This is a genomic window from Enterobacter cloacae complex sp. SHL022 (genome assembly GCF_049237785.1).
Lineage (GTDB): Bacteria > Pseudomonadota > Gammaproteobacteria > Enterobacterales > Enterobacteriaceae > Enterobacter > Enterobacter hormaechei_C.
Window position 1 is genome coordinate 44,829 of the sequence record NZ_JBMKJH010000009.1, and the last position, 13,075, is coordinate 57,903.

Genomic DNA, 13,075 nt, shown 5'->3' on the forward strand with positions numbered 1-13,075 from the left:
CCAGCGTTGATACCAGATACCCACCGGCTACCTCCGGCTATGCAGTTTAAAAGAGAACATCCATCGCCCCAGGCTATCCTGTTGCAGTTCGCCTGCCGGTCCGGGGTTAAATCCCGTCACCCTTTTCAGCGCATCGGTCATGGCTGCGAGCGCTGGCAGTGAAGTGGTATAGCCGGTCAGGGTCAGCGAGGGTGGCTGATAACGCAGCGCCGTCAGCCACGCCTGCCGGGGCATTGCGCTGGCAAGCGATTCCAGCGCGGGTTGCCAGGCCGGATCAGACGGCGGCGAAGGGGTTTTCAGCCCCGCTGACTGCGGCTGACGGGCTCTCAATACTTTCTGCACCGCCCGAGTCCCCGCCAGTTCGCTCTGCAACGCCTGTAACGCGAGAGACTGCGTCGCCCGCAGACTGAAACCACCCGCCAGCATCACCAGCAATGAGGCGGCAAACAGCAGCCCCCAGAAACGCAGGCGCTGATTACGTTGCTGCCGACGCCAGGGTAAAAGATTGGGCATGCTCATTACGGCGCCTCGCTCATGGCCAGCGCCAGGGAGACGGTGTAATCAGCACCGCATTCCGGCAGCGGCGGCTGGCACAGCGTCACCGCTTCCCAGGGATCGCGGGCAGCATCAAACACGGCGATATCAGAAGAAGAAAGCGCAAGCAGCGCCGCCAGTTCATTCACCGTCGCCGCTTCTGTGGTGTAGCGCCGCCCCCACTGGTGACGCATCGCCCATAGCCACTGGTGCTGATCTCTCCAGGCGACGCACCGGGCGGGGGCAACAGCAGAGAGAAGATTAGCCAGCGCACCGGCATCCGGGGCGATTGCTGCCAGACGCAAACGCAGCGCGTTCGCCAGCGTCAACAGGGTATCGACCTCTCTGTTTTGCGCTGCGGTAACCTGAAAAGTGTTGCTGAACGTATCCTGCGCGTAGTCAAAGCAGAGCGTATCGGCGGGCATCTCCAGCTCACGCGCTAATGCGGCGCCTACCCAGGTGAGCTGTTCGCTGTCACGCAAGGTAACGGATGGACGGGGCAACGCGCGTTGCAGAACGCGCGTTGCCGGAAATGAGAGGAATACCCGATGCGAGTGCGGCAATGTTTTCCGCCAGCCACGTAATGCGTTAACCAGCTCTTCTGGCTTAAGTATTTTGCCTTCCCCGATAACGCCGTCCGACAGCGGCACCGCCCACCAGCGCCGTAAACGCCATCCGGCCCGCTCTCTGGTCAGCGCTACCGCAACCACCTTATCCTGTTGAATATGAACACCTGTTTGCCACGTTTTAAAAGCCATGCTTCACGATCTCCTTATCGCCCGTCGGAGTGACGGCTATATCAATGAATCAGGCTTGCCTTTATACTACCGCGCGATTGTTTAGAAACTGCCCAGGCTAAACCAAATGGGAAATCTCCGGTGAAGTTCGTAAAGTATTTATTGATCCTTGCAGTCTGTTGCATTCTGCTGGGAGCAGGCTCGATTATTGGTTTGTACAAATATGTCGAGCCGCAACTCCCTGATGTCGCCACGCTTCGTGATGTGCGGCTTCAGATCCCTATGCAGGTCTATAGCGCCGATGGTGAACTGATGGCGCAATACGGCGAGAAACGTCGTATCCCTTTGACCTTAAATCAAATCCCACCCGTGATGGTGAAGGCTTTTATCGCCACCGAGGACAGCCGTTTTTACGAGCACCACGGTGTCGATCCGGTCGGTATTTTCCGTGCGGCAAGCGTGGCGCTGTTCTCCGGTCATGCCTCTCAGGGGGCAAGTACCATTACCCAGCAGCTGGCGCGTAACTTCTTCCTCAGCCCGGAAAAGACGCTGATGCGTAAGATCAAAGAGGTGTTCCTCGCGATCCGCATTGAGCAACTGCTGAGCAAAGACGAGATCCTTGAGCTTTACCTCAACAAGATCTATCTGGGCTACCGCGCCTATGGCGTAGGGGCTGCGGCTCAGGTCTATTTTGGTAAGCCGATCGATCAGCTCACGCTGAGCGAAATGGCGACCATTGCCGGCCTGCCAAAAGCGCCATCCACCTTTAACCCGCTCTACTCGCTGGACCGCGCCACCGCGCGCCGTAACGTGGTGCTGTCGCGTATGTTGAGCGAAGGCTACATCAGTCAGTCTGAGTACGATAAGGCGCGCAGCGACGTTATTGACGCCAATTACCATACGCCGGAAATCGCCTTCTCTGCACCGTATCTCACTGAAATGGTTCGCCAGGAGATGGTGAGTCGCTACGGTGATAAAGCGTATGAAGATGGTTATCGCGTCTATACCACCGTGACCCGCAAAGTGCAGCAGGCTGCCCAGCAGGCGGTGCGTAATAACGTGATGGATTACGATATGCGTCACGGCTATCGCGGCCCGTCCAACGTGCTGTGGAAAGTGGGGGAAGGCGCATGGGACAGTAAAAAAATCACTGATTCCCTGAAAGCGCTGCCGACCTATGGCCCGCTGCGTCCGGCTGTCGTCACCCAGGCCGATCCACAGGAAGCGGTGGCGATGATGGCCGATGGCACATCCGTTTCGCTGCGCATGGAGGGTGTCCGCTGGGCGCGTCCGTACCGCTCTGACACTCTTCAGGGCCCGACGCCACGTAAAGTGACCGATGTGGTACAAACCGGACAACAAATCTGGGTCCGTCAGGTCGGTGATGCCTGGTGGCTGGCGCAGGTGCCGGACGTCAACTCTGCGCTGGTCTCCATCAATCCGCAGAACGGTGCCGTGATGGCGCTGGTTGGCGGGTTCGATTTCAACCAGAGCAAATTTAACCGCGCGACCCAGGCGCTGCGTCAGGTTGGTTCGAACATCAAACCGTTCCTGTATACCGCGGCGATGGATAAGGGGCTGACGCTCGCCAGCATTCTCAACGACGTGCCAATTTCCCGCTGGGATGCCGGTGCGGGCTCTGACTGGCAGCCGAAGAACTCTCCGGCGCAATACGCTGGCCCTATCCGTCTGCGTCAGGGCCTTGGCCAGTCGAAGAACGTGGTCATGGTTCGCGCGATGCGTGCGATGGGCGTTGATTATGCGGCAGAGTATCTGCAACGCTTCGGCTTCCCGGCGCAAAACATTGTTCATACCGAATCTCTGGCGCTCGGCTCCGCGTCCTTTACGCCGCTCCAGGTCGCTCGTGGCTACTCGGTGATGGCGAACGGGGGATTCCTGGTCGATCCGTATTTCATCAGCAAAATCGAGAACGATCAGGGCGGCGTACTGTTTGAAGCGAAACCGAAAATTGCCTGCCCTGAATGCGATATTCCGGTGATTTACGGCGACACGCCAAAATCCAATGTCCTGGAAAACAAGGATATGGAAGATGTGGCGATCTCTCAGGAACGTCAGAATCTGGCGGTGCCGCAGCCTCAGCTGGAACAGGCCAATCAGGCGCTGGTCGCCCAGAGTGGCGCGCAGGAGTACGCCCCGCACGTGATCAGCACGCCGCTGTCGTTCCTGATTAAGAGCGCACTGAACACCAACATCTTTGGCGAACCGGGCTGGCAAGGCACCGGCTGGCGAGCGGGCCGCGATTTGCAGCGCCACGACATCGGCGGCAAAACCGGGACAACCAACAGTTCAAAAGATGCCTGGTTCTCAGGTTATGGCCCGGGCGTTGTCACCTCGGTCTGGATTGGTTTTGACGATCACCGCCGCACTCTGGGGCGCACAACCGCTTCTGGCGCGATTAAAGATCAGATTTCCGGTTATGAGGGTGGGGCTAAGAGTGCGCAACCGGCGTGGGATGCTTACATGAAGGCCGCTCTCGAGGGCGTGCCGGAGCAGCCGCTAACGCCTCCGCCGGGCATTGTCACGATCAATATTGACCGCAGCACTGGACAGCTCGCGAATGGCGGCAACAGCCGTGCCGAGTATTTCATCGAGGGTACGCAGCCAACCACGCAGGCAGTGCATGAGGTGGGTACAGAGATCATTGATAACGGCGAGACGCACGAGCTGTTCTGACGCCGACAAAAAAGCCGGGTGGCGACTACGCCTGACCCGGCCTACAACGTCAATGCAAAACGGCAACCTTCGGTTGCCGTTTTTAATGGTGGCGCTACAAACGCCCCTGCCCCTTCAGCCACTCTCGTACCAGGAACAGTGCGCTCACGTTGCGTGCCTCGTTAAAGTCAGGATCTTCCAGCAAATCCATCAGATGAGCCAGCGGCCAGCGAACCTGCGGCAGCGGTTCCGGCTCGTCTCCTTCCAGCGATTCAGGATAGAGATCTTCCGCGACAACGATGTTCATTTTGCTGGAAAAATAGGACGGCGCCATGCTCAGCTTTTTAAGGAACGTCAGCTCTTTCGCGCCAAAGCCGACCTCTTCTTTCAGCTCCCGGTTTGCCGCTTCAAACACCGTTTCGCCCGGATCGATCAGTCCTTTGGAGAAGCCCAGCTCGTAGGATTCAGTGCCCACGGCGTATTCACGAATGAGGATCAGGTGCTCGTCGACGATAGGCACTATCATCACCGCTTCACGCGAGGAGGGGCGCATACGCTCATAAACACGACGCACACCGTTGCTGAACTCCAGATCCACGCTTTCGACATTAAACAGACGCGATTTCGCGACGGTTTCAACATTCAGAATGGTGGGCTTTTGTAAGGGTTTGGTCATCTTGACGGGTCTTTGCTGGGTGAACTGGCTTTATTGTGCGATACGCCGCACGGTTTCGGCAATGTCAATTGCTCTTTATTTACATTTATGCAACGTAATTGAATGCGATTCTCATTTCAAAACAAATGTCAAGAGGTTGAAATGTTTCCAGGAATTTGCTGATATCGCGCCGGAACAGGCTTTGTTATCATTACCGGTCACTGGGATGCGCGTCAACATGCTCAAGTTAGACTCCATACTTGCCGATAGCCGACCACAGAATCTCATTCATTGTACAAAAGGTGCGACTGACAACACCTGTAAGAAGATAAGTAAGATGGGGAAAGCATGAGCACCATTTTGATTTTTCTCGCTGCTGTGCTGGCCTGCGCGTCGATTGCGGTGTGGGTATTCAGGCGCCGCGTACATCGCCGTTATCGGCTGCCCTTTTTAAACGCGTTCGCCGGGGCAAACACGCGCAAGCTTTCGCCAGAGGAACGCAGCACCGTTGAGCAGTATCTCGACACGCTGAACCGATCCCGGCTTTCGCCTGGCCCTACCGGCGCCAGCACCGCCCCCGTATCGCTCAACCTTAACGCCCAAAGCGACACCGTTCTGTGCGTGACGCGCTCCATTACCCGCTATGGCATCACAACCGACGATCCCAACAAATGGCGTTACTATCTCGACTCTGTTGAAGTACACCTGCCTCCCTTCTGGGAACAGTATATTAACGACGAAAACAGCGTCGAGCTCATCCATACCGATACGCTGCCGCTGGTTATCTCCCTCAATGGTCATACTCTGAGCGAATATGTTCAGGAAGCGCCACGCTTTGCGCTGGAACGCGCGAGCGGAACGCAGGCCTCTATTCGTGGTGAAGAGACAGAGCAGATTGAACTGCTCAACATCCGCCAGGAAACGCATGAAGAGTACGTCCTGAGCCGCCCGGATGGCATTCGCGAAGCGGTGCTGATTGTCGTCTCGTTCCTGCTCTTTTTCATCTGCCTGCTGACGCCGGACGTGTTTGTTCCGTGGCTCGCGGGTGGCGCAGTACTGCTTCTGGCCGCCGGGCTGTGGGGCATATTTGCCCCGCCGGCAAAAACGTCATTACGCGAAATTCACTGCCTGCGCGGAACCCCAAAACGCTGGGGACTGTTCGGTGAGAACGATCAGGAACATATCAACAATATCTCGCTCGGGATCATCGATCTTATCTATCCACGCCACTGGCAGCCGTGGATTGCGCAGGACCTGGGCCACAAAACGGATATTGATATCTATCTCGACCGCCACGTTGTACGCCAGGGGCGCTACTTATCCCTGCACGACGAAGTGAAAAACTTCCCGCTTCAGCACTGGCTTCGCAGCGCGGTGATTGCCGGTGGCGCCGCGTTAATCTTCCTCATGCTGCTGCTTTTCGTGCCGCTGGATATGCCAATTAAATTTACCCTGTCATGGATTAAAGGGGCGCAAACCGTGGAAGCCACCAGCGTACAGCAGCTCGAAGAAGCGGGTGTACGCGTGGGGGATACGTTGCGCCTCAAAGGCACCGGGATGTGTAATATCCACTCACCGGGTGCCTGGAACACGCGCCAGAACTCGCCGTTCGCGCCGTTCGACTGCTCTCAGATCATCTGGAATGACGCCTCTCCGCTGCCGCTGCCGGAATCGGATGTGGTCAATAAGGCCACTGCGCTCACCCAGACGATTAATCGCCAGCTCCATCCAAAACCGGATGATGATTCTCGCGTCAGCCCTGCCCTGCGTTCGGCTATTCAGAAGTCGGGTATGGTGCTGCTGGATGACTTTGGCGAAATCGTCCTGAAAACAGAGGATCTATGTTCCGCCCAGGATGACTGTATCCGGCTGAAGAACGCGCTGGTCAACCTCGGCAACAGCAAAGACTGGGACGCGCTGGTGAAACGCGCCGAAGCGGGACGCCTGGACGGTGTGAACGTGCTTCTGCGTCCGGTCAGCGCCGAGTCGCTGGATAATCTGGTGGCGACCTCTACCGCCCCCTTCGTGATGCGTGAAACCACCCGTGCCGCCCAGGCGCTTAACAGCCCGGCGCCGGGCGGTTTTGTGATTGCCAGCGATGAAGGCAGCGACCTGGTGGATCAACCTTATCCGCAGGTTTCGCTGTATGACTATCCTGCCCAGGAGCAGTGGAGCGAATTCCAGCGTCTGGCGCAGATGCTGATGCAGACGCCATTCAGCGCGGAAGGGATCGTCACCACCCTCTTCACCGACGCCAACGGCACGCGTCATATTGGCCTGCACCGTATGCCGGATAGCGCTGGCCTGTGGCGCTATATAGGGACATCCCTGCTGCTGATTGCGATGCTGGCGTGCATCGTCTGGAACGGTTATCAGGCCGTACGCCGCTATCAGCGTTCCCGCACGCGGCTGGCAGAAATCCAGGCCTACTACGAAAATTGCCTTAACCCGAAACTGATCTCCTCTTCTGAGAGCCTGATCGGATAACGTCCCTGCGCGACAAGTTGTGCTACCCTGTCGCGCACGTTTCTTCTGGCTGGAGTTCCCCCTTATGCATCTTGATATCGACTGGCAGGCGGTCGATACCGTCCTGCTTGATATGGACGGCACGCTGCTTGATCTCGCCTTTGATAACTATTTCTGGCAAAAGCTGGTCCCGGAAACTTACGGTGAACAGCAGGGGATCTCCCCGGCAGAAGCGCAGGAATTCATTCGTTCGCAATATAGCGCGGTGCAGCATACGCTAAACTGGTACTGTCTTGACTACTGGAGCGAGCGACTCGGTTTGGATATTTGTGCCATGACCACCGCCCAGGGCGCACGCGCCGTACTGCGCGAAGATACGGTCCCGTTCCTGGACGCGCTGAAAGCCTGCGGTAAGCGCCGTATTTTGCTGACAAATGCGCATCCCCATAACCTGGCCGTGAAGCTGGAGCATACCGGGCTTGCTTCACACCTTGATTTATTGCTTTCCACCCACACATTTGGTTATCCGAAAGAGGATCAGCGGTTGTGGCATGCCGTGGTAGAAGAAACCGGTTTACAGCCGGAACGCACGCTGTTTATTGACGACAGCGAGCCGATTCTGGATTCTGCGGCCGCTTTTGGCATTCGCTATTGTCTGGGCGTGACCAATCCGGATTCCGGCCTGGCTGAAAAAAGCTATCTGCGACATCCGGGGCTGAACGACTATCGCCGGATGATCCCCTCACTCACCGTGAAGGAGACGCCATGAAAGAAAAACCCTCTGATGGGGTAAGACTGGATAAATGGCTGTGGGCCGCCCGTTTTTACAAAACGCGCGCCCTTGCCCGTGAAATGGTTGACGGCGGAAAGGTGCATTACAACGGTCAGCGCAGCAAACCGAGCAAGCTGGTTGAACTGAATGCCACGTTAACGCTTCGCCAGGGCAACGATGAGAAAACGGTGGTGGTGAAAGCCATTACCGAACAACGGCGGCCCGCAACCGAAGCCGTTTTGCTGTATGAAGAGACGGCCGAAAGCATAGAGAAGCGCGAGAAAACCGCGCTGGCGCGCAAAATGAACGCGCTAACTATGCCTCACCCGGACCGGCGACCGGATAAAAAAGAGCGCCGCGATCTGATGAAATTTAAACACGGTGAGAGCGAGTAACCCTCACCTGCACGAGAGATGAAAATGGCCCAACACGACCAATTACACCGCTATCTGTTTGAACAATTCGCCGTGCGCGGCGAGCTGGTCACCGTATCCGAAACCTGGAAACAGATTCTGGAAAACCACAACTACCCGCTGCCGGTGAAAACCCTGTTGGGCGAACTGCTGGTTGCCACCAGCCTGCTGACCGCCACGCTGAAGTTCGCTGGCGATATTACCGTTCAGTTGCAGGGTGATGGCCCGATGTCGCTGGCGGTGATCAACGGTAATAACCAGCAGCAAATGCGCGGCGTGGCGCGCGTTCAGGGCGATATCCCTGAAAATGCGGATCTGAAAACGCTGGTCGGAAATGGCTACCTGGTTATCACGATTTCGCCTGAAGAGGGTGAGCGCTATCAGGGCGTTGTCGGTCTGGAAGGCGATACGCTTGCCGCCTGCCTGGAAGATTACTTCATGCGTTCCGAACAGCTGCCAACCCGCCTGTTCATCCGCACCGGTGAAGTAGATGGTCAGCCTGCTGCCGGTGGTATGCTGCTTCAGGTTCTGCCTGCGCAGGATGCGCAGACCAATGATTTCGAGCATCTGGCAACGCTGACGGAAACCATCAAAGCGGAAGAGCTGTTCACCCTGTCGGCGACCGACGTGCTGTGGCGTCTCTACCACGAAGAAGAAGTGACGGTTTACGATCCGCAGGCGGTGGAATTTAAGTGCACCTGCTCCCGCGAGCGTTGTGCTGGTGCCCTGAAAACGCTGCCGGATGAAGAGATCGACAGCATCATGGCGGAAGACGGTGAAATCGATATGCACTGTGACTACTGCGGTACGCACTACGTGTTCAATTCGATGGATATCGCGGAGATCCGCAATAACGCCTCTCCGGCGGATCCGCAGGTTCACTAAGCTCTGAGCCTGATGCCCGGCGGCGCTATGCTCGCACGGGCCTACAATGAATTGTGCAATTTTTTGATATGATTGCTAATTGTAGGCCGGGTAAGCGTAGCGCCACCCGGCAAGAAAAATCACTAACGCCACTGCGCATTATTGTAACTGTCGTAGCTCATATCGACACGCTCCCCAAAAATCTCAATATCCGCCCAGGGCTTCACGACAGATTTCACTTTCCTCTGCCTTAATGCGCGGTCAAGTTCTCCTCTGGTCAATGCCTCCGGCATTTTCCACGCGTCCCCGGCGATCCTCCAGCCCGTGTTAGTTTGTGTGTAAGCCACGATCGTGCGATCGGTAAATTGAAATAGCACGGCTTCCGGCTTGCCGTCGCTGTTAAGATCCAGCGGCATAAGTAAACAGTTACTCTGGGCGCTATCGCAGCTCTCGAAGCGATACTGATTGCTGAGCATGGCTTGCCACAATGTCTTATCAGGATGAGCCATTCCCGGTGCGAGCTGGACCTGTTTTTCCAGCATCGCGGCGGTCATCTTACCTGCTCCGCCAGCATTCCTGGAGAGAAGACCATTTATTTCACGCTGGCGTTTTGGGTTAGAGATAAACTGCGGATCGTTTTGCAGCGTGAGCATCGCCTCCCGCCCCTTTCGTCCAGCGTTACTGAGCATATACAGGCTGACTTGATCCGCAGTTATTCTGCCGTCCTGATAGCGGGCCATATGGCTTGCAACACTTATTCGCCACGGATCCAGCACGGGGGTATGGACCAACGCCAGGAAAATGAGGGAAAGCAGCCCGGTCGCCGGGATGACGTACGCATGGATCTTCTGCGGTTCACGGCGCTGAATCAGAGCGCTGGCGCAAAAACCGATCGCCCAGACCAGCGCCACGATGGTTATCAATACCCCGTACAGACGCTCGGGTGACCAGCCGTATTGCGAAATGCGTAGCCACAGCGCCCACCCCGCCAGAACCGGATACGCGGGTACGATAGCCACAGCGAGGCGAATCATCCCTCGCAGCGGGGCATAGTAAGGCAGTGTTTGACGCTGTGGATGCCACACTATCGTCACCAGGAATAACAGCAGCAGCGCTAAGGTGGTCAGCAAGCCCGCGGCGGATATTCTGGCTGAAATGGATTCAAAGCCGACAAAAGGCAACGCGCCAATAAAGAGCAGCGCCAGCGCCGCCATCAGGGGAAGCAGACCGGTGGCGATGAGGGTCAGCAGATTTTGCAGGGCAAGGATTAACCTTACCTGCATACGCGTGAGCACGGCCGCACTGGCTGAAACCACGCCAATCGCCACTGAAATAAACCCGTCAGAATGAAAGAAAAGCCGATCAAAAAAGCCGATGCCGATAAGTTCGAAAAGCTCGGCCCAGAGGAAAAGCACCAGCCAGAAGAGACCATTCGAAACAAAAATAATGAGCAGTGTCAGCGCGTTATGCCAGTTTCGTTGATAAAAGTCGCTGTAGAACGAGGTAGTCGGGACGGGATCCAGACGCCGCTGAAGCCATGGCAACACGAACAGCGTCATCAGCAGCAGATGAAAGCCGAAAACGAGCATCTCATCTCTGAGATTCCAGCTTTCGAGTCCTGCAACGCTCCACTTAAGCCAGCCGCCCATACCCGCGACTGCCGCGCCGATCATCCCGAGTGACAGCCACAAAAATGGCTTTCTGAATGACGTCATGGCAAGAGACAACGTGGTTGTCATTACCACGGTGGCAGGTACTACACACATCAGCCACAGCGTATCCGATGGCAATTTTGCGTACTCGATATACCACGTGATTACATAGCAAATTACGCCCTGTAGAGCCCCCGCCAGCACGACGGCTACGCGCGTTAAAGCGGATAACGTCTCACGGTTTTCCATTTCTCATCCCTTGTTCATGAAAAATCTATTGTCTCATCAAAGCAAAACTCTGGCCCCCACCTCAAACTCTGAAAATAGCTGACCCAAGAGACCTGAATCGTTTTCCCAGTGTAACCCTTACGTAATTTTCTTACATGTATGCGATTACATTCACATTCTTCTGGATAAATTCACCAGAGATTAACCTTTTAAGAACATTTTCCCCATCCAAAAAGCGATTCCTGCGATAATCTGCCCGCCCTGTGACTGGAGTCGCAGCGTTTTCCGTTAGTAAGGGTTTTGACCAGATACGTAAATCTATGAGCCCCGTCGCGGTTAACATCCCCAGAAAAACCCTACAATTTCAGGCAGTACATATTGGCTAAGGAGCAGTGATATGCGTGTTAATGGTTTAACCCCGCAAGATCTCAAGGCTTATGGTATTCACGACGTCCAGGAAGTGGTCTACAACCCCGATTACGATACGCTGTATCAGGAAGAGCTCAATCCGGCACTGGAAGGATACGAGCGTGGTGTGTTGACGAACCTGGGTGCTATCGCCGTCGATACGGGTATTTTTACCGGTCGTTCGCCGAAAGATAAGTATATCGTCCGAGATGACACCACCCGCGATACGCTGTGGTGGGCTGATAAGGGCAAAGGGAAGAACGATAACAAACCGCTCTCCCCGGAAACCTGGCAGCATCTGAAAGGACTTGTCACCCATCAGCTTTCCGGCAAGCGTCTGTTTATTATTGATGCGTTCTGCGGCGCTAACGCCGACACCCGTCTCTCCGTACGATTTATCACCGAAGTGGCCTGGCAGGCGCATTTTGTGAAGAACATGTTCATTCGTCCAACCGATGAAGAACTGCAAGACTTCACCCCTGACTTTATCGTGATGAACGGCGCGAAATGCACCAACCCGCAGTGGAAAGAGCAGGGTCTGAACTCCGAAAACTTTATCGCCTTCAACCTGACCGAGCGTATCCAGCTGATCGGCGGTACCTGGTACGGCGGCGAAATGAAGAAAGGGATGTTCTCGGTCATGAACTACCTGCTGCCGTTGCGCGGTATCGCCTCCATGCACTGCTCGGCGAACGTCGGGGAAAAAGGCGATGTAGCAGTGTTCTTCGGCCTTTCCGGCACCGGTAAAACAACGCTGTCCACCGATCCAAAACGTCGTCTGATTGGCGACGATGAACACGGCTGGGATGATGACGGCGTGTTTAACTTTGAAGGCGGCTGCTACGCGAAGACCATTCGCCTGTCGGAAGAGGCAGAGCCGGATATCTACCACGCGATTCGCCGCGATGCGCTGCTGGAAAACGTCACCGTGCGTGCCGATGGCTCTATCGACTTCGACGATGCCTCGAAAACGGAAAACACCCGCGTCTCTTACCCGATCTACCACATCGAGAACATCGTCAAGCCGGTATCGAAGGCGGGTCATGCCACGAAGGTGATTTTCCTGACCGCGGATGCATTCGGCGTGCTGCCACCGGTTTCCCGCCTGACCGCCAGCCAGACGCAGTACCATTTCCTCTCCGGCTTTACCGCTAAACTGGCGGGTACCGAGCGCGGTGTGACCGAGCCAACCCCAACCTTCTCCGCCTGCTTCGGCGCGGCGTTCCTGTCGCTGCACCCAACGCAGTACGCGGAAGTGCTGGTGAAACGCATGCAGGCATCCGGCGCCCAGGCATACCTGGTAAACACCGGCTGGAACGGTACGGGCAAACGTATCTCCATCAAAGATACACGCGCCATCATCGACGCGATTCTGGATGGTTCGCTGGATAACGCCGAGACCTTTACGCTGCCGATGTTCGATCTGGCGATCCCAACAGAGCTGCCGGGCGTGGATACGCGTATCCTGGATCCGCGTAACACCTACGGTTCACCGGAACAGTGGCGTGAGAAGGCTGAATCGCTGGCGAAACTGTTTATCGAAAACTTCGAGAAGTATACCGACACCCCGGCGGGTGCTGCGCTGGTGAGTGCGGGACCGAAGCTGTAGGTAAAAGCAAAAAGGCAACGAAAGTTGCCTTTTTTAATGTTTTTTCCCTCTCCCCGTGGGAGAA

At 56.0% G+C, this 13,075-nt stretch carries 10 protein-coding genes; 6 read left to right on the top strand and 4 right to left on the bottom strand.

What is annotated here, in order from left to right; translation table 11 throughout:
- Nucleotides 1-27: 27 nt before the first annotated feature.
- Together ACOTZD_RS18220 and pilM are read right to left on the bottom strand one after the other, a co-directional pair.
- Nucleotides 28-519: a PilN domain-containing protein gene (locus tag ACOTZD_RS18220; RefSeq protein ID WP_023314951.1), complete on the bottom strand. Its 492-nt coding sequence runs from the start codon at nt 517-519 to the stop codon at nt 28-30.
- Complete coding sequence (gene pilM, locus ACOTZD_RS18225; RefSeq protein ID WP_023323828.1) at nt 519-1,292, bottom strand: pilus assembly protein PilM; 774 nt, start codon at nt 1,290-1,292, stop codon at nt 519-521. Before pilM ends, ACOTZD_RS18220 begins: the two co-directional genes overlap by 1 nt.
- A gap of 120 nt (nt 1,293-1,412) precedes the next feature.
- On the opposite strand from pilM, the gene mrcA reads away from it, so the two are divergent.
- Nucleotides 1,413-3,965, top strand: coding sequence for a peptidoglycan glycosyltransferase/peptidoglycan DD-transpeptidase MrcA (mrcA, locus tag ACOTZD_RS18230; RefSeq protein ID WP_421636356.1), 2,553 nt, complete (start codon nt 1,413-1,415; stop codon nt 3,963-3,965).
- Between the two features lie 94 nt (nt 3,966-4,059).
- Here mrcA and nudE read toward each other — a convergent pair whose 3' ends face one another.
- Nucleotides 4,060-4,620 (bottom strand): ADP compounds hydrolase NudE, encoded by a 561-nt coding sequence (nudE, locus tag ACOTZD_RS18235; protein ID WP_003861622.1) that lies wholly within the window; start codon nt 4,618-4,620, stop codon nt 4,060-4,062.
- Between the two features lie 327 nt (nt 4,621-4,947).
- Here nudE and ACOTZD_RS18240 point away from each other — a divergent pair, with 327 nt between their 5' ends.
- The 4 genes from ACOTZD_RS18240 (at nt 4,948) to hslO (ending at nt 9,135) form a co-directional block, all read left to right on the top strand.
- Entirely contained in the window at nt 4,948-7,086 is a 2,139-nt protein-coding gene (locus tag ACOTZD_RS18240; protein WP_023314954.1) for an intracellular growth attenuator family protein, read from the top strand.
- A gap of 64 nt (nt 7,087-7,150) precedes the next feature.
- Complete coding sequence (yrfG, locus tag ACOTZD_RS18245; RefSeq protein ID WP_023314955.1) at nt 7,151-7,834, top strand: GMP/IMP nucleotidase; 684 nt, start codon at nt 7,151-7,153, stop codon at nt 7,832-7,834.
- On the top strand, nt 7,831-8,232 hold the full coding sequence (gene hslR / locus ACOTZD_RS18250; protein ID WP_003861618.1) for a ribosome-associated heat shock protein Hsp15: 402 nt from the start codon (nt 7,831-7,833) through the stop codon (nt 8,230-8,232). Before yrfG ends, hslR begins: the two co-directional genes overlap by 4 nt.
- Before the next feature lie 18 nt (nt 8,233-8,250).
- Nucleotides 8,251-9,135, top strand: a complete 885-nt coding sequence (hslO, locus tag ACOTZD_RS18255) for an Hsp33 family molecular chaperone HslO (protein ID WP_006812239.1) — start codon at nt 8,251-8,253, stop codon at nt 9,133-9,135.
- Between the two features lie 122 nt (nt 9,136-9,257).
- Here hslO and ACOTZD_RS18260 read toward each other — a convergent pair whose 3' ends face one another.
- On the bottom strand, nt 9,258-11,015 hold the full coding sequence (locus ACOTZD_RS18260; protein ID WP_023314956.1) for a DUF4153 domain-containing protein: 1,758 nt from the start codon (nt 11,013-11,015) through the stop codon (nt 9,258-9,260).
- A gap of 376 nt (nt 11,016-11,391) precedes the next feature.
- Here ACOTZD_RS18260 and pckA point away from each other — a divergent pair, with 376 nt between their 5' ends.
- A complete protein-coding gene (gene pckA, locus ACOTZD_RS18265) occupies nt 11,392-13,011 on the top strand; it encodes a phosphoenolpyruvate carboxykinase (ATP) (RefSeq protein WP_023314957.1) in 1,620 nt (539 codons plus the stop codon).
- Nucleotides 13,012-13,075 lie beyond the last annotated feature (64 nt).